The organism is Nonomuraea sp. ZG12 (genome assembly GCF_052068115.1).
Taxonomy (GTDB): Bacteria; Actinomycetota; Actinomycetes; order Streptosporangiales; family Streptosporangiaceae; genus Nonomuraea.
The window spans coordinates 134,013-155,084 of record NZ_JBQHCW010000004.1 but is presented as its reverse complement, the minus strand read 5'-3'; the positions used below and the strand labels follow the sequence as shown (position 1 = coordinate 155,084).

The 21,072-nt window shown below is 73.2% G+C and carries 19 protein-coding genes; 7 read left to right on the top strand and 12 right to left on the bottom strand.

The window, feature by feature from the left end:
* Positions 1 to 24: 24 nt before the first annotated feature.
* The gene (locus ACTMTF_RS14990) at positions 25 to 1,506 is read right to left on the bottom strand and encodes a glycerol-3-phosphate dehydrogenase/oxidase (RefSeq protein ID WP_441111160.1); all 1,482 of its coding nucleotides are present in this window, start codon (positions 1,504 to 1,506) and stop codon (positions 25 to 27) included.
* Positions 1,499 to 2,008 (bottom strand): TetR/AcrR family transcriptional regulator, encoded by a 510-nt coding sequence (locus ACTMTF_RS14985; RefSeq protein WP_397002546.1) that lies wholly within the window; start codon positions 2,006 to 2,008, stop codon positions 1,499 to 1,501. Before ACTMTF_RS14985 ends, ACTMTF_RS14990 begins: the two co-directional genes overlap by 8 nt.
* Before the next feature lie 31 nt (positions 2,009 to 2,039).
* On the opposite strand from ACTMTF_RS14985, the gene ACTMTF_RS14980 reads away from it, so the two are divergent.
* Entirely contained in the window at positions 2,040 to 3,596 is a 1,557-nt protein-coding gene (locus ACTMTF_RS14980; RefSeq protein WP_441111461.1) for an FAD-binding oxidoreductase, read from the top strand.
* 131 nt (positions 3,597 to 3,727) lie between these two features.
* Here the strand turns inward: ACTMTF_RS14980 and ACTMTF_RS14975 are convergent, their stop codons facing one another.
* Positions 3,728 to 4,135 (bottom strand): hypothetical protein, encoded by a 408-nt coding sequence (locus ACTMTF_RS14975; protein WP_441111159.1) that lies wholly within the window; start codon positions 4,133 to 4,135, stop codon positions 3,728 to 3,730.
* A 121-nt stretch (positions 4,136 to 4,256) separates the two neighbouring features.
* On the opposite strand from ACTMTF_RS14975, the gene ACTMTF_RS14970 reads away from it, so the two are divergent.
* Both ACTMTF_RS14970 and ACTMTF_RS14965 read left to right on the top strand, forming a co-directional pair.
* Positions 4,257 to 5,765 carry a metallophosphoesterase family protein gene (locus ACTMTF_RS14970; RefSeq protein WP_441111158.1) on the top strand — a complete coding sequence of 503 codons (1,509 nt, stop codon included), beginning with the start codon at positions 4,257 to 4,259 and terminating at the stop codon, positions 5,763 to 5,765.
* Between the two features lie 21 nt (positions 5,766 to 5,786).
* Complete coding sequence (locus ACTMTF_RS14965) at positions 5,787 to 7,352, top strand: bifunctional 3'-5' exonuclease/DNA polymerase (protein ID WP_441111157.1); 1,566 nt, start codon at positions 5,787 to 5,789, stop codon at positions 7,350 to 7,352.
* On the opposite strand, the gene ACTMTF_RS14960 is transcribed toward ACTMTF_RS14965, so the two are convergent.
* The 3 genes from ACTMTF_RS14960 to ACTMTF_RS14950 form a co-directional block, all read right to left on the bottom strand.
* Positions 7,327 to 8,541 (bottom strand): MFS transporter, encoded by a 1,215-nt coding sequence (locus ACTMTF_RS14960; RefSeq protein WP_441111156.1) that lies wholly within the window; start codon positions 8,539 to 8,541, stop codon positions 7,327 to 7,329. The genes ACTMTF_RS14965 and ACTMTF_RS14960 overlap by 26 nt on opposite strands.
* Positions 8,542 to 8,664: 123 nt before the next feature.
* Positions 8,665 to 9,480, bottom strand: coding sequence for an MOSC domain-containing protein (locus ACTMTF_RS14955; RefSeq protein ID WP_441111155.1), 816 nt, complete (start codon positions 9,478 to 9,480; stop codon positions 8,665 to 8,667).
* A gap of 24 nt (positions 9,481 to 9,504) precedes the next feature.
* Entirely contained in the window at positions 9,505 to 10,098 is a 594-nt protein-coding gene (locus ACTMTF_RS14950; protein WP_441111154.1) for a TetR/AcrR family transcriptional regulator, read from the bottom strand.
* A 67-nt stretch (positions 10,099 to 10,165) separates the two neighbouring features.
* Here ACTMTF_RS14950 and ACTMTF_RS14945 point away from each other — a divergent pair, with 67 nt between their 5' ends.
* Entirely contained in the window at positions 10,166 to 10,993 is an 828-nt protein-coding gene (locus ACTMTF_RS14945; protein ID WP_441111153.1) for an alpha/beta hydrolase family protein, read from the top strand.
* Here the strand turns inward: ACTMTF_RS14945 and ACTMTF_RS14940 are convergent.
* The 4 genes from ACTMTF_RS14940 to ACTMTF_RS14925 form a co-directional block, all read right to left on the bottom strand.
* Positions 10,967 to 13,135 carry a protein kinase domain-containing protein gene (locus ACTMTF_RS14940; protein ID WP_441111152.1) on the bottom strand — a complete coding sequence of 723 codons (2,169 nt, stop codon included), beginning with the start codon at positions 13,133 to 13,135 and terminating at the stop codon, positions 10,967 to 10,969. The two genes, ACTMTF_RS14945 and ACTMTF_RS14940, sit on opposite strands and share 27 nt — an antisense overlap.
* Before the next feature lie 109 nt (positions 13,136 to 13,244).
* Positions 13,245 to 14,669 carry a DUF1116 domain-containing protein gene (locus tag ACTMTF_RS14935; protein ID WP_441111151.1) on the bottom strand — a complete coding sequence of 475 codons (1,425 nt, stop codon included), beginning with the start codon at positions 14,667 to 14,669 and terminating at the stop codon, positions 13,245 to 13,247.
* 52 nt (positions 14,670 to 14,721) lie between these two features.
* A complete protein-coding gene (locus ACTMTF_RS14930) occupies positions 14,722 to 16,125 on the bottom strand; it encodes an FdrA family protein (protein WP_441111150.1) in 1,404 nt (467 codons plus the stop codon).
* Positions 16,126 to 16,241: 116 nt separating this feature from the next.
* The gene (locus ACTMTF_RS14925) at positions 16,242 to 17,099 is read right to left on the bottom strand and encodes a DUF2877 domain-containing protein (protein WP_441111149.1); all 858 of its coding nucleotides are present in this window, start codon (positions 17,097 to 17,099) and stop codon (positions 16,242 to 16,244) included.
* A 129-nt stretch (positions 17,100 to 17,228) separates the two neighbouring features.
* On the opposite strand from ACTMTF_RS14925, the gene ACTMTF_RS14920 reads away from it, so the two are divergent.
* The 3 genes from ACTMTF_RS14920 to ACTMTF_RS14910 all read left to right on the top strand — a co-directional run bounded on the left by ACTMTF_RS14920 (position 17,229) and on the right by ACTMTF_RS14910 (position 20,099).
* Entirely contained in the window at positions 17,229 to 18,884 is a 1,656-nt protein-coding gene (locus tag ACTMTF_RS14920; RefSeq protein ID WP_441111148.1) for a PucR family transcriptional regulator, read from the top strand.
* Between the two features lie 11 nt (positions 18,885 to 18,895).
* Positions 18,896 to 19,105 carry an RNA-binding S4 domain-containing protein gene (locus ACTMTF_RS14915; RefSeq protein ID WP_189143867.1) on the top strand — a complete coding sequence of 70 codons (210 nt, stop codon included), beginning with the start codon at positions 18,896 to 18,898 and terminating at the stop codon, positions 19,103 to 19,105.
* A 73-nt stretch (positions 19,106 to 19,178) separates the two neighbouring features.
* The gene (locus tag ACTMTF_RS14910) at positions 19,179 to 20,099 is read left to right on the top strand and encodes a hypothetical protein (protein WP_441111147.1); all 921 of its coding nucleotides are present in this window, start codon (positions 19,179 to 19,181) and stop codon (positions 20,097 to 20,099) included.
* An 81-nt stretch (positions 20,100 to 20,180) separates the two neighbouring features.
* Here the strand turns inward: ACTMTF_RS14910 and ACTMTF_RS14905 are convergent, their stop codons facing one another.
* Positions 20,181 to 20,537, bottom strand: coding sequence for a YbaB/EbfC family nucleoid-associated protein (locus tag ACTMTF_RS14905; protein ID WP_441111146.1), 357 nt, complete (start codon positions 20,535 to 20,537; stop codon positions 20,181 to 20,183).
* A 17-nt stretch (positions 20,538 to 20,554) separates the two neighbouring features.
* The gene (locus ACTMTF_RS14900; protein WP_441111145.1) at positions 20,555 to 20,980 is read right to left on the bottom strand and encodes a hypothetical protein; all 426 of its coding nucleotides are present in this window, start codon (positions 20,978 to 20,980) and stop codon (positions 20,555 to 20,557) included.
* Positions 20,981 to 21,072: the final 92 nt, after the last annotated feature.

Here is a 21,072-nt window from a genome sequence, read left to right as displayed (position 1 = left end):
CTAACCTAACGGAAGGGTGCTATTTCAGCGGAATGCCCCGAGTGCTACCCCTGCGGCCCGCTCCCGATCCTCGGCGACCAGACCGATCCTGGTCCTGCGATCGAGCAGGTCGTCCACGTCCAGCGCGCCCTCGTGCCGGACCGACCAGACCAGGTCGCCCAGGGTCAGCCCGAGCCCGACCGGCTCGGGGTGCGCCGCCACCAGCCGCCCCACGGCCGCCGCCTCGGCGCCGTAGCGGCGGACCAGTCCCGGCCGCGCCCCGGCGGGCACCGGCCCGGCTCCCACGAGCGGCAGCGTGGCGGTCCGGCTCGGTCCCGCGCGCAGGCCGCGCACCGCGACCGCCCGGTCCACGGCGTCCTCGGCCATCCGCCGGTAGGTGGTCAGCTTGCCGCCCACGACCGTGACGATCCCGTCACGCGCCAGCACCGCGTGCCTGCGCGACAGGTCCGCGGAGCGCCCGTCGGCCGCCAGGAGCGGCCTGAGGCCCGCGTGGGCCCCCGCCACGGCCGTGCGCGGCAGGCCGGCCTCCAGCACCGTGTTCAGCACGTCCAGGAGCGTCCTGATGTCCTCCTCCGGTGCCTCCGGCACATCGGGGACCGGCCCGTCCACGGCGACGTCCGTGAGCCCCACGTGGACGCGACCGTCCGGCTGGGGCAGCACGAGCGCGAACCGGTTGCTCTCCCCGGGAACGGGCACGTGAAGCCCGGCCCGCAGCCCCGGCAGCGCGCCGGGTCTCAGCACCAGGTGCGTGCCGCGCGAGGGGCGCAGCCGCACCGCGGGGTCCAGCGTCCCGGTCCAGACCCCCGTCGCGTTGACCACCGCCCGGGCGCGGACGGCGCACTCCTCGCCCGTCACCTCGTCACGCACTCGCGCGCCCGTCCCCGACAGCTCCAGGGCCCGGCAGCGGGTCAGGATCCGGGCGCCGTGCCCGGCCGCCGTCCTGGCCACGGCCACGACCAGCCGGGCGTCGTCCAGCAGCCGCCCGTCCCAGGACAGCAGTCCGCCGCGCAGGCCGTACCGGATCAGCGCGGGCGCCAGCTCGCGCGCCCGGGCCGCGCTGAGGGTGGAGGGGCCGGGGAGCAGGCGGCGCGGGGTGCGCGCGGCGGCCCGCAGGCCGTCGCCGAGGCGGTAGCCGGTCATCACCAGGGCCGCCTGGCGGCCGGAGACGGCGGGCGTGAGCGGCAGCACGTACGGGAAGGCGCTGGCCAGGTGCGGGGCCGTGCGGGTGAGCAGGAGGCCGCGCTCCATCGCGCTCTCGTAGGCCACGCCCACCTGGCCTCTGGCGAGGTAGCGCAGGCCGCCGTGGATCAGCTTGGAGCTCCACCTCGACGTGCCGAACGCCAGGTCGTGCGCGTCGATCGCGACCACGCTCAGCCCGCGCGCGGCGGCGTCCAGCGCCGCGCCCGCGCCCGTCGCGCCCAGCCCCACCACGAGCACATCGGCGGTCTCCTCCGCCGCCCGTGCCAGCTCCCTGGTCCTCCTGGCGGCGTTCAGCGAGCTATCCAAGGTAGGCCTCCAGGATCGCGGCGAGCTCGGCGTCGAGGTCGTCCAGCGTCGGCGGGCCGAGCATGGTCGGGGCCGACACCAGGAACGACTGGGCGATCAGCAGCACCGCCCTGGCCTTGCGGGTGTCTCCCAGCACGGGCTCGAGCATGTCCAGCACCGCCTCCTGGCTGGTGCCCCGCCGGTCGAGCAGGTAGGGCAGCAGCATCTCGGGGTCGGCCTCGACGATCTTGCGCCAGAGCGGGTGCTCGCGCATCCGGCGCACCCCCGTCACCACGGCCGGCACCGGCTCCGACAGGTCGAGCCCGTTGATGATCTTCACCCACTCGCGGGTCATCAGGTCGGCGACCAGCGCGCGCACGTCCGGCCAGTGCCGGTAGATCGTCATCCGCGACACCCCCGCCCGGCGGGCCACGTCGGTGAGCGTGGTGCGGCGCACGCCATAGGCGAGCACGCAGTCCCGGGCGGCGTCGAGCACACCCTCATTGTGACGAATCGACGGCATGTGTCACAGTGTATGCGTGCCTTCCGAACCCATGCTCTGGTCGGGCTGGGGCGATCCCGCCCAGGCCCGCGAGCTCCCCGAACAGATCCACGCGCTGCTGCGGGACCTGCTGGGCGTGCGCGCGCCGACCGCTCCCGCCGCCACCCTGGAGTCGGTACGCCTTCCGCCGGTCGCGCTGGAGCCCCGGCAGATCCGGGCGCTCACGGACCTGGTCGGCGCCGAACATGTCCTGACATCTGATGAAGCGCGGGTCCGGCACACCCGCGGCAAGTCCACCCCCGACCTGATGCGGATCCGCGCGGGCGACGGCGCGGACGCGCCGGACGCCGTGGTGCTGCCCGGCACCCACGACGAGGTGACGCGCCTGCTGCGGCTGTGCGCGGCCGAACGCGTCGCCGTCGTCCCCTTCGGCGGCGGCACCTCGGTCGTCGGCGGCCTGGCGGCCTCCCGCGCCGGCTTCACCCGCGTCGTCTGCCTGGACCTGAGCCGGATGGACCGGCTCGTCGACGTGGACACCGAGTCGATGATCGCCACCTTCGAGCCCGGCGTGCGCGCGCCCGAGGCCGAACGCCTGCTCGCCGCGCACGGCCTCACCCTCGGCCACTTCCCGCAGTCCTACGAGTACGCCACCCTCGGCGGCTTCGCGGCGGCCCGCTCCAGCGGCCAGGCGTCGGCCGGCTACGGCCGCTTCGACGACATGGTCGTCGGCCTCACCGTGGCGACCCCGGCCGGCTCCCTGGACCTGGGCCGGGCGCCCAAGTCCGCCGCCGGCCCAGACCTGCGCCAGCTCGTCCTCGGCTCGGAGGGCGCGTTCGGCGTCATCACCGGGCTCCGCCTGCGCGTCCGCCGCCTGCCCGCCGAGCGCCTCTACGAAGGCTGGCGGCTGCCCGGCTTCCAGGCGGGCGCCGCCGCGCTGCGCGCCCTCGCCCAGGACGGCCCGCCGCCCACCGTCCTGCGCCTGTCCGACGAGACCGAGACCATGATCGGCCTGGCTCGCCCGGACGCCATCGGCGGCGGCGACCCGGGCTGCCTGGTGATCACCGGCTACGAGGGCTCGCGGGTGGCCGAGCGCCGGGCGGCCGCCTCGGCCGTCCTGTCCGGCCACGGCGGCGAACCGCTCGGCGCCGAGCCCGGCGAGGCCTGGGCGCGCGGCCGCTTCTCGGCCCCCTACCTGCGCGACTCGCTGCTCGCCGCCGGGGCCACCGTCGAGACGCTGGAGACCGCGTGCTTCTGGGCGGGCCTGCCCCGCCTGTACGACGCGGTCCGGCTGGCGATGCTCGGCTCGCTCGGCTCGCCGCTGGTCATGTGTCACATCTCGCACGTGTACGAGACCGGCGCGTCGCTGTACTTCACCGTGGTGACCGCGCAGGACGCCGACCCGCTGGCCCAGTGGGAGCGCGCGAAGGCGGCGGCGAACGAGGCGATCGTCGGGGCCGGCGGCACCATCTCGCACCACCACGGCGTCGGCCGCGACCACCGCGACGCCTACGCCACCGAGATCGGCCCCCTGGGCACGGCGATCCTGCGCGCGGTCAAGAACGAGGTCGACCCCACCGGCATCCTGAACCCAGGCGTCCTGATCCCCTGAGGCGGGATCCGTCCAGAATCCCGAACCCGGGCATCCCCTGAGGCGAGATCCGTACCGAATCCCGAATCCCGAACCCCGGCATCGGCTGAGGCGGGCCCGTGCAGGGTCCTGGCCGGGGGCGTCGCGGTGGGTCACTCCGGGGGTGGGTGGTCGTCCGCCTCGGACATCAGGGCGACGGCGTCGGCGTGGCGGTGGAGTGACCGGTAGACCTCGGCCAGGCAGTGCAGGCACAGCGTCAGCTGGGCGCCGCCCGACTGCCTGGCGAGGCCGGCCGCCTCCTCGGCCAGCGGGAGGGCGTCGCCCGGCCGGCCGCGTCGCAGGTGCAGGCGGGCCGCGGTGCGCAGCGCGCGGGCCAGCAGCGGCGTGTGCTCGGGAGCCTCGGCGACCAGGGCACGGCTCATGGCGATCGCCCGGTCGGCGCTCCTGATCGCGCCCCGTCCCCAACGACGCTGGGTCTGCGCGTAAGCGAGCAGGCCCTCGACGGCCGTCACCGCCGTGGAGCTTCGCCGGAGTGCGTCATCGGAACCGTTGCGGGGCATCGAAGCCTCCCTAGCGGACGCCAACCGCTTGCTTGGGGCGTAGACGCTACACCATCCGTGCTTATGGCGGCACTCTCCGTTTCAGGGTGCGCTTCCGGGGCGACATGGCAAAGATGTGGTCATGGTGGAAATCACGGCAGAGCGGGGGAAGCGGGCGTCGTCCCGCGTGTCGGAGGAGGGCGCCGGGTGGGCCTGTCAGGAGATCGGCACGTTCACCCGGCTTCGCCCGGACAAGAATGGTTTCAGCTGGCTGAACTTACGCACCCTGTGGCGCTCCAGGAACGAGATCCTCGCCGGGCTGTTCGGCGACCCGTCGGGGGAGGTGCGCGTGCGGTGGGTCGCCGCGCAACGGGAGCGCGGGGCCGACGCCGGGTTCCGGATCAGGCCGGGCCTCGGGGAGAGCTTCGACTTCCTGCTGCTGGGCGACACCGGCGAGGGCGACGCCTCCCAGTACGCCGTCGTGCCGGGGATGCTCAAGGCGGGCCAGGGAACCGCCTTCGCGGTGATCGCCAGCGACGTGCTCTATCCGGCGGGGTCGGGCAACGAGTACGGCGACAAGTTCTTCCGGCCGTACCAGGACTACGACGCGCCGATCTACGCCATTCCCGGCAACCACGACTGGTACGACGGGCTGGGCGGGTTCATGCGGGTGTTCTGTGACGCGCCGCCGCTCAAGCCCAGACCGGACCGGGGGCCGCGCGGGCTGCTGTGGCGGCGGCCGGAGACCATCGACGAGCGGGTGCTCGCCGAGGCGCGCGAGCTCAGGAGCCGGCCGTCGCAGCAACCGGCCGAGCAGGCCGCGCAGCCGGGACCGTACTGGGTGATCGAGAGCCCGAGCCTGCTCGTCGTGGGCGTCGACACCGGCATCGGGGGGATGATCGACCGCGAGCAGACCGCGTGGCTGCGCCAGGTGTCGCTCGACCCCCGCCCGAAGATCCTGGTCACCGGCAAGCCGATCTACACCCGCAACGAGTACAAACCGTCCAAGCTCCAGGACGGCGGCACCGTCGACGACATCGTCCGCGACCCCCGGCACCGCTACGTCGCGGCCATCGGCGGCGACGTGCACAACTACCAGCGCTACCCCGTCAAGGTCGGCGACCGGGTGATCCAGTACATCGTCTCGGGCGGCGCGGGCGCCTTCATGCACGCCACCCACACCATCCGCCGGGTGGACGTGGGCGGGGTGCACGAGGACGACTACCGGAGCTATCCGCTGCGCGGGGACTCGCTGTCGTTCTACAGCCAGCTCTACGCCAAGCGGCTGCGCATGAAGTGGATCGGCCTCACGCCCGACGAGGCGGCCTGCATCATGGCCGAGCAGATCAAGAACACCCCGGTCAGGCCCATCGGGCAGCCGGTGAAGGTGACGGCGCGGATGCGGTGGGCGGCGCGGCTGCTCGGCTCCTGGCCGTGGCCGTTCCGGCTGCCGGTGGGCACGGTGTTCCACCGCTACCTGTCCGAGCTGTCGGACTGGGACACCCCGCCGTTCTTCAAGCAGTTCCTGCACCTGTCGGTCACCCCGGACCGGCTCACCGTGCGGTGCCTGGCCGCCACCGGCTGCCTGCGGCAGGAGCTGGAGCCGCCGGTCGAGGACGAGGTGGTGATCGATCTGTCGGAGTTGTCGTAGTCGCCTGGCACTCTTGGAGACGTGCACACGGTCCTGGCAGGACAGACGATCCTCCCCGCCGGGGGGACGGCCGAGCAGGCCGGCGACCTGGTGGCGGCCGTGCGCGACCACGAGGCAGCGCGGCCGCGCTGGGTGTGGGCCGACACCCGCGAGAGCTACCCCGCCCTGCTGCGCGCCGGCCTGCGGGTGGGGCGCTGCCACGACCTCGCGCTCACCGAGGGGCTGCTGCTCGCCCACGAGGGCCGCTACGGCGAGCCCCGCTCGGCCCGGGCCGCCCACGCCCGGCTGCACGGCCTGCCCGTGCCGGCCGAGCGGCCCGACGAGCCCGGCACGCTGTTCGCGCCCGAGCCGCTGGGCGCCGAGGCGGTGGCCGAGGTGCTGGCCGACCAGCTGCGCCGGATCGAGGCGCTGCCCGATCCGGGCCGGTTCCGGCTGCTGGTGGCGGCCGAGTCGGCGGGCGCGCTGATCGCCGCCGAGATGGGCCACGACGGTCTGCCGTGGCGCGCGGATCTGCACGACGCCCTGCTCACCGAAATGCTCGGGCCGCGCCCGGTGCACGGCATGCGGCCGGCCAAGCTGCAGGCGCTGGCCGACGAGGTGTCGGCCGCGTTCGGCCATCCGGTCAACCCCGACTCGGTGCAGCAGCTCGTCAAGGCGTTCAAGGCCGCGGGGGTGGCGCTGAAGTCCACCCGGTCCTGGGAGCTCAAGCAGATCGACCACCCGGCGGTCGGGCCGCTGCTCGCCTACAAGGAGCTGGCCCGGCTGCACAGCTTCCACGGCTGGACCTGGGCGGACCAGTGGGTGCGCGACGGCCGCTTCCGCGCCGAATACGTGGTGGGCGGCGTGGTGTCCGGGCGCTGGGCCACCGACGGCGGCGGGGCGCTGCAGATCCCCAAGGTGATGCGGCGGGTGGTGGTGGCCGACGACGGATGGACCCTGATCGTCGCCGACGCCGCCCAGCTGGAGCCGCGGGTGCTGGCCGCGATGGCCGGTGACGCGGGGCTGGCCGCCGCGGCCGGCGAGATCGACCTCTACTCGGCGCTGGCCAAGTCGTTCGGCGGCGAGCGCGACAACGCCAAGATCGCGATGCTGTCCGCCATGTACGGCGGCACCAGCGGCGACGCCGCCAAGCTGCTGGCCATCCTGCGCCAGCGCTTCCCGCAGGCCTACCGGTTCGTCGAGGACGCGGCCAAGAGGGGTGAGGAGGGGCGGCTGGTCCGCTCCTGGCTGGGCCGCACCAGCCCGCCGCCGTCCGGGCGGTGGAAGGAGCTGGTCTCCGGCCCGGAGGGCGCCAGGGCGCTCCGCGACCGGGGCCGGTTCACCCGCAACTTCGTGGTGCAGGCCACGGCCGCCGAGTGGGCGCTGTCGCTGATGGCGGTGCTGCGCGGGACCCTGCCCGACCCCGCCCGGCTGGTGTTCTTCCAGCATGACGAGGTCATCGTGCACTGCCCGCTGGACCAGGCCGAAGAGGTGATGGCGAGCGTCTCGGCGGCGGCCGCCGAGGCCAGCAGACTGCTGTTCGGCCGGACACCGGTCCGGTTCCCGATGGAGGCGGTCGCGGTCAGCTGCTACGCCGACGCCAAGTGACGGCCAGCCAGAGCCCCGCCGCCGTCACCATCACGCCGACCACCAGGCCGAGCACGCCGTAGGACAGGCCGCCCACGATCGCCCCGGCGATGATCGTGCCGGTGGCGCCGCAGACGTTCATCAGCAGGTCCGACAGGCCCTGCACCGCCGTCCGCCCTTCGATCGGCACCGACTCGCTGACCAGCGCCGAGCCGGCCACCAGGCCGCACGACCAGCCCAGGCCGAGCAGGAACAGCGCCACGCTCACCTGCCAGACGCGGTGCCCGGCCGTGCCCGCCAGGACGGCGGAGGCCAGCAGCAGGGCCATGCCGAGCAGCAGCACCGGCACCCTGCCCACCTTGTCCGCCAGCCAGCCGACCACCGGCGACAACACGTACATGCCGGCGATGTGCAGGCTGATCACGATCCCGATGACGTCCAGCGACGAGCCGTCGTGGTGGAGCTGCACCGGGGTCATCGACATGATTGACACCATCGCGGTGTGGCTGACCGCGATCATCACCAGCGCCGTGCGGGCCATCGGGGCGGCGCGCAGGCTCAGCCAGCCGGTCCTGATCGTCCGGGTCCCGCCCTTGGCGGCGGGTGGCGTGCCGTCCAGCTCGCGGGCCAGCTTGAGCGGGTCGGGGCGCAGCCCGGCCAGGACGATCACCAGCGCCCCCGCGAAGGCGAGCGCGGCGAACGCGAACGGCCCCGCCTTGCCCGCGAGCCCGGCGTCCAGGCCGATCCGGTCGGTGGGCTCGGCCAGCATGGGACCGGCGACGGAGCCGATCGTGGCGGCCCAGACGACCAGCGACAGGTGCCTGGCGGCGTGGCCGGGCGGGGACAGGTCGGTGGCGGAGTAGCGGGCGGCGAGGTTGCCGGCGCTGCCGCCGCCCACCAGCACCAGCCCGGCCAGCAGCAGCGGCCAGTTCTCCATGCCGATGGCCGTCACCGAGATCACGCAGCCCAGCAGCGCCGCCAGGTAGGCCAGGGCCAGGCCCACCCGGCGCCCGCCCCGGCCGGCGGCCTTGGCGATCGGCAGCGCCAGCAGTGCGGCGCCGAGCACGGTGGCGGTCCCGGCGAACCCGCTGATCACCGTCGAGCCCGACAGCTCGTCCACGACCACCGAGCTGAGGGCGAGCCCGACGGCGACTCCCACCCCGCCCACGATCTGCGCGCCGGACAGAACGCCCAGCGTACGGAGCTGCACACGGCGGATGCGGTCAGGTGGGGAGATAGCGGGCTTTGTGGGGGCGCTGGTCACCTGCGAAGTCTCGCATAATCCGCAAGGCCCCCCAAAGGGGACAGATGTCCTTTCGAGCTGTCTTTCGCGTCAGAGCACGGTCACCGGGTCACCCTTGGCGATCTTGCCGGTGCCGTCGGGGATGAGGTTGATGCCGAACCAGGTCTTGCCGTCCCACCTGCGGTGCCTGGCCAGGGTCCGGATCGGCTCCTTGCCCTTGGCCGTGGTCTCGGGATCGACGGTGGTCATCACGCACCGGTCGCACAGCTTGACCACCCGGAACTCCACCTTGCCGATCCGCAGCCGCTGCCACGCGTCCTCGGCGAACGGGACGTCCACGCCGTCCACCACGACACTCGGCCGGAACCTGCGCATCGACAGCGGCGCGGGCGGCGGCTCGCCGAGTGATGCGGCCGTCTGCGCTACCCACTCGTCGACCTGGGCCAATGACGTCGTCGAGGTCAGCAGCAGTGGGTAGCCGTCGGCCAGGCTGACCCGGTCCTGCGGCTCGCCATAGGCGGGATTGACCGGACGGCGGGTCGGATCGTCCAGCCAGGCCAGCCTGCCGGGCCGCCCGATCAACGCGGACATCCAGCCGGCGGCGTCGTCGCCGCAGTCGGTGACCTCCACCGGCGTGCCCCAGACGTCGGCGACGAACCGGCGGGAGGTGGGGGTGACGCGCAGCGGCGCGGCGTGCGGGCCGGTGAGCGTGATGGTGTCACCGTCGGGCTCGGCCACGCAGGCCAGCATGACGGGATGCTCGCCAGCGCTCATCGGCCGGCGGCCCTCGTCGACGACGAGGTAGCGCCGGTCGCCGGCCAGGCCCCAGGGCTGCACCTCGACCTCGCCGACCTCGTGTCCGCTCGTCGACTTCACCGGATAGAAGTAGATGCTCCCCAGCTCCATGCGGCAAAACCGTACCGCACCGGATCAGCCGGCCGGCGTGGCGGCCCGGAGGAGCGTGAGGGCGGCCTGCCGGGCGTGGCGCGCGGCCGCGCCGCCGCCGGGGTGCAGGTCGGCCGCGGTGGTGCTGCCCGAGACGAGCAGCAGGAGCTGGTAGGCCAGCGCCCCGGGCTCGCGCACGCCCGCCCGGACGGCGATGTCCTCCAGCAGGGCCAGGCGGCGGTCGAGATGCCTGGCGGCCGCCGCCCTGGCCGAGCCCTCGTGGTGCTGGGTGGCGGCGTTGACCAGAGCGCAGCCGCGGAAGCCCGGCTCGGCGTGCCAGCCGGCCAGCGCGTCGAAGATCGCCGCGAGCCGGTCGGCCGGGTCGGGGCCCGCGGCGTCCGCCGCGGCCCGCAGCCACCGGGTGACCCGGTCGCTGCGCGCCTCCAGCACGGCCTCGATGAGGCCCTGTTTGGAGCCGAAGTGGCGGTAGAGGGTCTCCTTCGACACCCCGGTGCGGGCGCACAGGTCGGCCACGCCCACGCCGTCGAGGCCGTGGTCGTAGAAGGCGGCCGTGGCGGCCTCCAGGATGGCGGCGCGGGTGCGGGCGGGGTCGAGCGCGGTTCCCTTGGGGACGGGCATGAAGGTGATAGTACCGATTGGTTCGATGAGCTGTTAACGTTCGGCCCTGAACAGAGGGGAGATCGGCATGAGAGCCGCCACAACCGCGGTGACGTTCGACAGCGACGGGGTCGCGCTGCTCGGCGTCCTGCACCTGCCCGAGGGGGAGGGCCCGCACCCGGTGGCCGTCCTGTGCCACGGCTTCCCGGGCAACGAGCGCAACTTCGACCTGGCCCAGTCGCTGCGCCGGGCCGGATACGCCGCCCTGGTCTTCCACTACCGCGGCTCCTGGGGCGTCGGCGGCAACTGGTCCTGGGCGAACGCGCTCGACGACGTCGCCCGCGTGCTGCGCGCGGTGCGGGAGGAGGCGTTCGCGGCCGCCCACCGGCTCGACCCCGGACGGCTGGCCGTCTTCGGGCACAGCTTCGGCGGCTTCGCGGCGCTGATGACCGCCGCCGGCGATCCGGGCGTCGCCGCCACCGTCTCGGTGTCCGGCTTCGACTTCGGTACGGTCACCCGCCGGCTCGACCCCGCCGGGCGGCGCGCGTACGTGGCGGCCTTCGACGCCGACCTGCTCCCGCTGCGGGGCACCAGCGGCGAGGCGCTGGTCGGCGAGATGGAGGCGGCGGGGGAGCGGTGGAGCCTGGCGGCGCTGGCGCCGTCGTTCGCCGGGCGGCCCGTGCTGCTCATCGGCACCGGGCTGGACCCCGTCACACCCGCCGAGGTGCACCACCGGCCGCTGGTGAGCGCCTTCGCGGCGGCCCGGCTCCAGCATCACGAATGGCCGACCGACCACGCCCTGTCGGATCGCAGGGCCGAGCTGGCCGACACGGTCCGCGACTTCCTCGACCGCGCGATCGGCGGGAGGGCCCCGGTGCCGGAGGGCGCGTCAGGTGGTCTGGCGGAAGGTGTCTAGGAACACCTTGCGGGTCTTGGCCTGGTCGTCCCAGGTCAGCTCCGGCATGTCGAAGGTGATCTTGTAGGCGGTGCTGTCGTCGATGGTGACGTACCTGGACAGGGCGTGCATGGGGACACCGTTCTCGGTGGTGTAGGTGTACTCCCAGTCGGCCGCCTTCCACGCCCGGTAGCGCACCCCCTGGAGCTGCACCTGGATGTAGCCGTCCACGCCGCCGTCGGACTCCTCACGGCTGAGCTCGGCCAGCCCGCCGTCCGGTTGCGGCGTCACGTCCTCGACCACGATGCGCGCGCCTGAGTCCTTCGGGCCGGAGAAGGTGGCCTCGCCCTCCGACGACGCCAGCTTCCAGTCCGGAGGCACCCCGACGGTGAACCCGGCGGGCGTCTGCTCCCGATAGCCATCGGGCACCGGCGAGGCCTTCGGCTCGGTGCGGAGCGCCCCGGCCGTGGGCGGCGCGCTGCTCGCCACGCTCGGCGCCGGGGCCGGCGAGCCGCTGCCGGAGGCGATGAACATCAGCACGGCCACCACGGTGAGCACGGACGCGACGGCGGTGACGATGAGCAGCGGCGTCGGCCGTCCGTCCCGCACCCAGGCGTTGCCCGTCTCCTCGGGCCTGCGCCTGCTCGTGGTGTTGCGGTGCGCCACGCCCGGCAGGGTCGACAGGCGGTTGTGCGCGGACTCCCGCGTCAGGCCGCGGGAGTGGTCGCGCAGGTCGTCGGCCGAGGCGAGCGGCCACGGAGTGGGGCGGCTCGCGCTCCGGCTGTCACTGGTCAGCGGGAGGATCGGCGGCGCCGACGGCCCGTCCGGATCGGGCAGATGGCCGCGCAGGCTGGAGTAGGGCTCCGGCGGTGCGCTGAGCGGCTGCTGCGGGTTCGACGAGCTGTCCAGCAGGCCGCGTGACACGAACGGCTCGTCCGGCGCCCGCCCCGGCAGAGGATGCGCACCCGAGGCGCTGCGGGCGCCGGAGGTGTCCTCCGGCATCCGCTGCGAGCCCGAGGCACTGGTGAACGCGTCGAACCTGTCCGGACGCGGCGACGGCGGCAGCTGGTCGGTGCGGTGGCTGCCCGACGGGGTCGAATCCCCGTCGAACGGCATCGAGTAGCCGCCGGACGGGCTGGTCATCGGGTCGTACGGCACGCGTACCGGACCTGAGGGCGTCTCCACGATCCGCGAGGGCAGCGGCCCGGAGGAGGTGTCCATTCCCCTGCCGGGGCCGGGGTCGGGCTGCGGCGGCAGAGGCTGCTGCGGCGGCTCCTTGCTGCGCGGCCGCACCGCGCCGTGCGCGCTCAGCACCCGCTCCAGGAGCTCCTCGACCTGCTCGGCGGTGAGCCGGTCCGCCGGGCTCTTGCGGAGCAGGCCCTCGATGACTTGCCCCAGCGCGCCCGCGCGCTGCGGTGGGTTCGGCTCCTGGGTGAGCACCGCGCCGAGCACCGCGATCGCGTCGGGCCCCTCGTACGGCGGGCGGCCCTCGACCGCCGCGTACAGCGTCGCCCCGAACGACCACAGGTCGGCCGCCTGGGTGAGCGGCTGCCCGGACAACCGCTCCGGCGGGACGTAGGCCGGCGAGCCCATGAGCAGCCCGGTCTGCGTGATCGTCACATCGCCCTCGATCGCGGCGATGCCGAAGTCCGTCAGCACCACCCGGTCGGAGGTGAGCAGCACGTTGCCCGGCTTGATGTCACGGTGCAGGATGCCGGCCGCGTGCGCGTGCCTGACCGCGTCCAGCACCCGGATGCCGATCTCGGCCGCCTGGATCACCGGCAGCGGGCCGCTCTGCCGCACCGCCTGCTCCAGGGACCAGGCCCGGACCAGCTCCATGACGATCCAGGGCCGGCCGTCCTCCTCGACCACGTCATGCACGGTGACGATGCCCGGATGGGTCAGCCGCGCGGCGGACCTGGCCTCGCGCAGCATCCGCCGGTATGCCACCTGCTTGCCCGCGTGGTCGAGCCCGAACGGCAGGATGAGCTCCTTGACCGCCACGTCACGGGCTAACAGGACGTCGTGGGCGTGCCACACCATGCCCATGCCGCCCCTGCCGACCGGCGACATCAGGCGGTAGCGCCGGCCGATCAGGCGGCCTTGGCTCTGCGGAGCGCCGCCTTCGGCGCCGGGGCCGCTGAGCACGCGGTCCGCTGCCATGTCCGCCCCCATCTTCAGCCTCGTCCGCCACACGCACTGCGTGACAGCTCCAGATTATGAGGTTCGCCACGATATCGGCGCATCACTCTGAGGGAAAGCTGAAGAGTCCTTATAGAGGATCTGACGTGGTGATATGTCCACCTACGAAGGGATCTGATACGGAATCGGCCAGGGCCAGCAGGGCGCCGGTGAACGCCTCGGGAGGCGGGCTCACCAGACCCGCGCCCACCTGCCCGGTGCCCGCCACCCGCCCGGCGATCCCGGTGTTGACCACCGGCAGCACCCCGGTCCTGGCCACCAGCGTCACGTCGATCCCCACCGGCGTGCCACGGAAGCCCAGCCCAGGAATCTGGTAGGCGGGATGCTCGGCCAGCGTGATCTCGTACATCGACCGGGTCGCCGCCACCGCGTCCGCCACCTCGCCGCCCACGAACCGCACGATGGCCGGGGCCGCAGCCATCGCGAACCCGCCCAGCCCCGACGTCTCCGTGATCGTGGAGTCGCCGATGTCCGGATTGGCGTCCGCTGGACCGTACGCGCCCAGATAGAGCCCGTCAGGCACGCCCGCCGGCCCGGTGAACCACCGCGACCCGAGCCCCGAGACCTGCACGCCGAAGTCGGTGCCGTTGCGCGCCATCGCGACGACCAGCGACGACCCCGGGATGTCGCGGGCCGCGTCGGTGCTCACCTTGGCCGCCGCCATGCCCGCGTTGAGGAAGAAATGGTCGTTGCCGGCGATGAACCGCAGCACCTCGGAGGCGCCCGCCGGAGCGGCGTCGGCCACCGCGGGCGCGAGCTCGCGCAACAGCAGCGAGGTCGCCGCCCGATTGCGGTTGTGCAGCTCGTCGCCCATCTGCAGCGCCTGCGCGATCAGCGACCGCAGGTCGATCGGCCCGGCCAGCTCGACCGCCGCCGACAGCACCGGCCCCAGCACGTCGTCCATCCAGCCCAGCCGGTCGAGCACCTCGGGCCCGTAAGCGCCGTAGCGCAGCACCTTGCCCAGCCCCTCGTTCAGCGAGCAGTAGGCGGTGCCGCCGTGCTCGGCGTCGCGCACCTCGAACATCCACATCGACGGGCTCACCACGCCCGCCATCGGCCCCACGGTCGCGTGCTGGTGGCACGGCTCCAGCCTGACGTCGCCACCGGCCAGGGCGGTGGTGGCCTCCCGCTCGTCGCGGGCGTACCCCTCCAGCAGCATCGCGCCGATCAGCGCCCCCCGCATCGGGCCCGAGGCCCGCTGCCAGGTGATGGGTGGGCCCGCGTGCAGGAACGTCCGCGCCGGCAGCCGCAGCACCTCCGACGCCCTGCGCACCCCCACCAGGTACGGGCGGGCGGTGGTGAGCCTGCGGACGGCGAGCTCGTTGGCCGCGCGCCTGCGCGGGTCGGCGAGGATCCTGGCCAGGGCGCCGGCCGTGCCCGCCAGAGGCGGACGCCAGGCCACGGCGGTGACCTCGGTCGCCTGCTCACGCAGCGACTCCGCCAGCAGGCTCACGCCGGCAGTGATCACCTGGGGCGGGCCGTCGAGCAGCGTCATCGTGTTTCCCTTCACCCCCGGTTTCTCGTGCCCGGGGGATCGCCGAGCAGCGTCATCGCGTTCTCCCCTGTCCCTGGTCACCCGTGCCCGGGGGATCGCCGAGCAGGCTCCTGGCGTGACGGGCGGCCTGCGCGTTGGAGGCGAACACGGCGGCGCCCGCCTGGCCGAACGCGGCGCGCTGCCGCCGCAGCCCCTGCGGGTCGGCCTCGGTGCCGATGAGCGCCACCACGACGGGCGCCGGGACGCCCGCGATGACGGGGGCCAGGCCGGCGGCCGGGTCAGGGTCCGCGCCGTGGCCGAGCACGACGTCCATGAGCACCACGTCCCCCGGCCGCACCCGGCGCAGCGCCTCCAGCCGGAGCGTCGGGTCGATCATCGGATGCGCGCGGCCCCGGGTGTAGGCGTCGTCGCCGTAGTCGGTGAACTCACCTCGCCCGGCGACCGACGCCGCCTCGGCGCACAGCGTGCCACCGGAGTAGATGCCGACGAGCACCCCCTCCGCCGACCCGTCCGACCTGCCCGGCCTGGTCGACGTGTCGGCGGGGTGGTGCGGCCACTGCGGCACCGGGCGGTTGAGGGCGCGTAGCGCCGTCTCGGTCGCCGCCGTCAGGTCCTCGCCCTGCCCGAGCAGCGCCGTCACGACCGGCGTGCGCAGCGTCGCGACGACTTTCTGTACGGATTCCGCCACATCAGGGGAGGGCGGCTTGGAGATGAGCATGATGAGCTCGGTGCCCGGATCGTCGTCGAGCATCCGCAGCGCCCGCAGCGTGGCGCGGCCCCCGATCGGCGCGGACAGGTCCCTGCCCCCAACGCCGAGCACATGGCTGACGCCCACGCCGGCCAGGTCGAGCAGGCAGGTGACCTGCTGAGCGCCGGTGCCGGAGGCGGCGACCACGCCGACCGGGCCGGGCCTGAGCACGTTGGCGAAGCCGAGACCGACGCCGCCGACGACGGCCGTACCGCAGTCGGGGCCCATGACCAGCAGGCCGCGCTCGTCGGCCAGCTCTTTGAGCAGGCGCTCCTGCGCGACGGGCACCCCGTCACTGAAGATCATCACAGGCAGCCCGGCCTCGATGGCGTCGAGCGCCTCACAGAACGCGTGCTCGCCAGGCACCGACACCAGCACCAGATCCGCCGCCGACCTGGCCGCCGCCGATCGGGTGGTGAGCGGCGGCTGCTCCGCCGCCTGGCTCCCCTGCGCCGGCCGGCCCGCCTGTGCCTGCAACCGGCGGTCCAGCTCGGCCACCGCCGCTTCGATGTCTGCCCCGCGCAGCGCCACGAGCAGATCGCCCGGATCGGCGCCGGGCACGTCGAAGCCCAGGTCGCGAGCGAGGCCGAGGTTCAGCTCCGTGGCCATGGCGACGATGGCCACCTCCGTGCCGGGCAACTCCGCCAGGGCGCCGCTCACCCGCATGAGCGTCACCGAGTCGTAGTAGGCCCCCCGCCGCACGAACACCGCGTCGGACCTCGTACCCGCGCCTGGCCCCGCCCCTCCGTCTGGCACCGCGCCAGTGCCGGATTCCGTACCCGCGTCGAGGTCTGTGCCCGGGTCGCGGGGCTCGTCCGGGGCGCTCATCGGTGCTCGCCCAGGGCGAGGACCGCTTCGAGGCCGATGGCGATGCCCTGGGCCAGGTCGGCGCCGGAGGTGTGGCCGAGGCCGTGCAGGCGGCGTAGCGCGGGTTCGAGGGGTTGACGCCCGGCGAGGCCGCGCAGCACCGCGATCACCTCGGGGCACGCCTCCCCCCGGGCGGCGCAGTGCAGCAGCGTCGCCGAGAGCGGCGTCGTACGGGTGCGGGCGTCGAAGGTGACGGCCGCCGCCAGCCAGCCGCCGAGCCGCACCGCGCGCTCGACCCCGGTCGCGGCGCCCAGGTGCCGGAGCGTCACCAGCAGTCCGGCCAGCACGTCGTCCCCGCTCGGGGTGAGGCCGGGGCCGAGGCCCACCAGCCGCTCCGCCGCCGTCACCGCGCCCAGCAGCCACCCGGAGGCGCAACTGGCGGCCAGCAGTTCGACCGCGTCGTGGCCCGCCAGCCCAGGGGCGCCCCGCTCGACCTGGAAAGCCCGGCTCAGCGACGCCAGGGCTCGTCGATCCACCTCGCCCAGCGGGGGCGCGGGATCCCACCAGCGGCGGGCCCGCAGGCTCAGCCGCCCCACCTCCACCGTCCCGTCGCCGACGTACGTCTCGTCACCCACCGTGACGTGCGGCAGCTCGGTGGCGAGCAGCAGCGAGTTGGGCAGCCGGATGCCCGCGCCGCTGATCACGGCGATCACCGACGGCTCCAGCTCGGTCCTGACCTCGAGGTATATCCCGGCGGAGAACGCGGCGAGCACCCTGGCGGGACACCGGGGCGACTCCAGGACGGGACGTACCGCCGTGCTGGCGGCGCCCGTGACGTGGACGCGAACCCGCCGAGCGTGAGTACCGACCGTCACCGGACCTCCCTACGGACCCTGACCTGACCGTAGAACGGCCCCGGCAACCTCCCGTACGGAGAAATTTGCCAACAGTCGGCGGGAAGGTTGGCTCTTCCTGACAGACCGATCCCAGGTGACAATCACCCCATGGAGCCCCCCGTCCGTCTCGCCAGCACCGGAACGATCATCCACGGCGTGTCCGTGGGGGAGGTGCTGGGCGTGTCGACTCTCGCGGGGGCGCGGCTGCTCGCGGGGAAGAGCGGCCTGGGCCGCATCGTGCAGCGCCTCAACGTCATGGAGGTGCCCGACATCCTGGCCTGGGTGAAGCCGCACGAGCTGCTGCTCACCACCGGCTACCCCCTGCGCAACACCCCGCAGTCGCTCGGCCGCCTGGTGGCCGACCTGGACGAGCGCGGGCTGGCCGCGCTGGCCATCAAGCTCGGCCGTTACGTGGACGAGCTGCCGGAAGAGATGACCGAGCAGGCGGACCGGCTCGGTTTCCCGCTCATCCTGCTGCCGAACGACGTCGGCTTCGACGACATCCTCAACCAGGTGCTGACCGACATCCTCAACCGGCAGGCGGCCGCGCTGGTCCGCGCGGAGGAGGCGCACCGGGCGCTGGTCCAGGTGGTGCTGGCCGGAGGCGGGCTGGACGAGGTCACCGCCGAGGTCGCCGTGCTGCTCGACGTGTCGGTCGCGGCCGTGGACGGCGGCGGCCGGATCCTGGCCGTCGCCGGGCCGCCCGAGCAGGTCGCGCTGCTGCGCGAGTCGATCGCCCGCGAGGGCCCGCCGCCGCCTCCCGCCGGCGCGACGGGCTCCGCCGTCCGGCTGCCGCCGACGGACACCTCCGACGACCCCGGCGCGCGGGGCGGGGCGATGACCTCGGTGCCGGTGGTCGCGGGCGGCCACCACCATGGGCGGATCGTCGCCTACAGCGCGGCCGGGACGATCCAGGACAGCGACGTGGGCATCCTCGAACGCGCCGCCACCGTCGCCGCGCTCGCCGTCACCCGGCAGGAGGCGGTCAACGCGGTCGAGAGCAAGTACCGGGCCGACTTCCTGCGCGACGTGCTCACCGGCCGGGCCGGGACGGCCGAGCGGGTCACGGCCAGGGCCAGGGCGTTCGGCTGGGACCTGGAGCGGCCCGTCACCGTACTGGTGGCCGAGCTCGACCCCGACGGCGACGAGCGCACCGCGCAGGACCGCCTGGTCACCTGCTGGACCGCCGCGATGCGCCGCCACGACCAGCGCGGCGCGGTCGCGGGCTTCTCGCACGAGGTGGTGGCGGTGCTGGACGCCGCCGTGGACGCCGACCGGGTGGCCAAGGACGCCGCCTCCGCTTTCGCCGACGTGCCGCCCGCGACGTTCTCGACCGGCACCTCCCGGCCCTGCCAGGGCGCGCAGACCCTGCCGGAGGCGTACTCCCAGGCGCTCAAGGCGGCCCGCGTGGGCCGCCAGCTGCACGGCAGGGGCGCGGTCGCGCACTTCGACCAGCTCGGCGTCTACCGGCTGTTGTCGCTGGTGAACGACACCGACGAGCTGCACGCTTTCGTCCGCGAGACCCTCGGCCCGCTCGCCGCCGACGCCGACGCCGAGAACGCCGACCTGAGGCGCACCCTGCAGGTCCTGCTGGAGACCAATCTGAACGTCGCGGAGACGGCCAGGCGGCTGCACTTCCACTACAACACGCTGCGCTACCGGATCGGCAAGCTCGAACGCCTCCTCGGCAACTTCACCGACGATCCCCACCTCCGCCTGAACCTCACCCTGGCCCTGCACGTGCTGAGGATGCGCGGCATCTAGGCTTGGTCCTCGTGGACCTGGACTTCGAGCTGCGCTCCGACTACATCCCGCTGTGCGACCTGCTGAAGTACTGCGGGGTCACCGAGACGGGCGGCCTGGCCAAGCACCTGATCGCCGAGGGCATGGTGCTGGTGGACGGCGAGGTGGAGCTCAGGAAGAGGGCCAAGATCCGCACCGGCCAGGTGGTCAGCGGCGACGGCTTCACCATCCACGTCGCCTGACCGTCTTACGGACAAGATCATGGGATGATCGGGCAAATTGAGCATGATCCGGTTTGGAGAAAGGGTCCGCTACGTGAGTCCGTCCCCCAAGTCCCTCTCGAAGTTCTTCCCGGCGGGCGGGATGGTGCTGTCCGCCGCCGGCGTCGGCGCCGTGGTCCTGCAGATGCTGCACGTCGCCTACCCGGACGGCGACCCGGCCAAGGCGCGCGAGGTCGCGCGACTGCTGCGGCAGCTGGCCCGGCGAGTGAACATCAGCTTGGAGGACGTGGAGGAGGTCGCGGGCAGACTGTGGCGGCCGCCCAACTCCGGCGCGGGCATCGATGCCTTCAAAACCTACTTCAAGGACGAGGTCGCGCCGTATCCGCCGCTGGTCTCCGCGTACGTCCGCGGGCTGGCCGACGCGATCGACGACTACGCCGAGATGCTGGCACGGACGCAGCACGCGCTCCGGACGATGGCCTTGATCCAATGGCTCGAGCTGCTGATGTTCTTCTGCTGGCCGGCGATCGACAAGAAGATCCAGGTGCTGATCAACTGGGCGACGCGCAGGTCGCAGGCGCGACTGCTGCTCAAGATGTACGAGCATGCGGTCGGCAAGCGGCTGCTCGGCGCTGTGGGAGGCAGTCTCACGTACACGGCCCTCGACCAGGTGATCGTTGACGGGGTCAAGTTGGCGAGGGGCGAGGACCTGGGGTCGTGGGGTGACCGCGGCGCCTACATGGTGAAGAATTTCGCGGCGGCCATGGTCTTCTATCATGTGGATCCGGCCAACTTCGGGAAGGCCGCGAAGCTGCTGCCGAAGAACAAGGCGGCGCAGAACGCCACCATGTTCGTCATCGGATCCTCCATCTTCACCATGACCGGAAACGCGCTCAACAGGCCCGGCGACGTGATCGACGATCCGGCCAGCCTGTTGCCCACGTGGGAGCAGATGCTCGCCAAGCTGGGTGTCGCCGCGGGCCAGGACCAGTTCAGGCGCTTGCGCGGCTACTGATGTCCACCACGTGCGGACGACCTCCGGCCAGACCCGAGCTCACCGTGTCGACGCGGGCCGGCCAGGACCGTGCGCGCGAGGTCACCACTTCTGGCTGGAACGCCTGACCTCGTCGGCGAACGGGTTCAGGCCGTCCGTCATCATCGCGGTCAGCTGTGTGGTCAGATCCGCGGCGGCGTTGCTCGCGGCGGTGAGCACCGCCTCCGCCAGAGCGTCCGCGCCGAGGCGCATGGCCCGAGGATCGATCCGGAGTCCGCCCAGCGCACCGCTCGCCAGCACCTCCGCCTCCACCTGGCCATGGGCCGCCGCACCCCGGCCGCGAACGGCACCGAGGCTCTCCTGCAATTCTTCCAGCGGCCGAGTGGTGGCTTGGAACTGGCCGAGAAAGCGATGCATCTCCTCGTCGAGGAAGGGGGCGCCGTCGTCCGGTGTGGTCATCGGGTCTCCAGAGATCGTCAGGGGTTGGGCTTCTCGTCCGGCGCCGAGAACTCGGGCAGGTCGGACACTTTCGGCAGCGATTGGATGCTGACCCAGTTCGCGACGTCGAAGCCGGTCCTCATCCCGGCCAGCCGATCGGCGATCCCCGGATATATGTCGCGTAGTGCGTCGACATAGGTGATGGTCGACTGCAATGCGGTGGCATAGCCCTGCCTGAACGTGTTCGCCGTCTCATCTGTGCCGGCGAAGTCGCCCAGGGCGGCGATGGCGTCGAGAATCCAACGGGCATCTTCCGACAGGTCCTCGTGCTCGGCGGCGAATCCGCCCGCCGCCTGCGTGAAATCACTCCCCCGGACGTCGACGTCGGGCACGCCTGGGGGCGTGCGGCCAGGTGAGGCCGGAAACGGGGACGAGGGCGGAATGGCGTCGGCCGTTGCGGACATGAACGCTCTCCTTGTCGCTAAGGTCCAGGACGTATTAGCTATTCGGTCTGGCCGAAATTGGTACTTTATCGGATCGGGCGGCAGGGACGGCG

Excerpts from the sequence above, each read along its gene's own strand:
- ACTMTF_RS14950 (WP_441111154.1), bottom strand. The coding sequence starts at position 10,098 with ATGCCCGTCCCCAAGGGAACCGCGCTCGACCCCGCCCGCACCCGCGCC.
- ACTMTF_RS14970 (WP_441111158.1), top strand. The coding sequence starts at position 4,257 with ATGGTGGAAATCACGGCAGAGCGGGGGAAGCGGGCGTCGTCCCGCGTG.
- ACTMTF_RS14980 (WP_441111461.1), top strand. The coding sequence starts at position 2,040 with ATGCTCTGGTCGGGCTGGGGCGATCCCGCCCAGGCCCGCGAGCTCCCC.
- ACTMTF_RS14945 (WP_441111153.1), top strand. The coding sequence starts at position 10,166 with ATGAGAGCCGCCACAACCGCGGTGACGTTCGACAGCGACGGGGTCGCG.
- ACTMTF_RS14975 (WP_441111159.1), bottom strand. The coding sequence starts at position 4,135 with ATGCCCCGCAACGGTTCCGATGACGCACTCCGGCGAAGCTCCACGGCG.
- ACTMTF_RS14920 (WP_441111148.1), top strand. The coding sequence starts at position 17,229 with ATGGAGCCCCCCGTCCGTCTCGCCAGCACCGGAACGATCATCCACGGC.
- ACTMTF_RS14985 (WP_397002546.1), bottom strand. The coding sequence starts at position 2,008 with ATGCCGTCGATTCGTCACAATGAGGGTGTGCTCGACGCCGCCCGGGAC.
- ACTMTF_RS14935 (WP_441111151.1), bottom strand. The coding sequence starts at position 14,669 with ATGACGCTGCTCGACGGCCCGCCCCAGGTGATCACTGCCGGCGTGAGC.
- ACTMTF_RS14905 (WP_441111146.1), bottom strand. The coding sequence starts at position 20,537 with ATGACCACACCGGACGACGGCGCCCCCTTCCTCGACGAGGAGATGCAT.
- ACTMTF_RS14900 (WP_441111145.1), bottom strand. The coding sequence starts at position 20,980 with ATGTCCGCAACGGCCGACGCCATTCCGCCCTCGTCCCCGTTTCCGGCC.
- ACTMTF_RS14940 (WP_441111152.1), bottom strand. The coding sequence starts at position 13,135 with ATGGCAGCGGACCGCGTGCTCAGCGGCCCCGGCGCCGAAGGCGGCGCT.
- ACTMTF_RS14955 (WP_441111155.1), bottom strand. The coding sequence starts at position 9,480 with ATGGAGCTGGGGAGCATCTACTTCTATCCGGTGAAGTCGACGAGCGGA.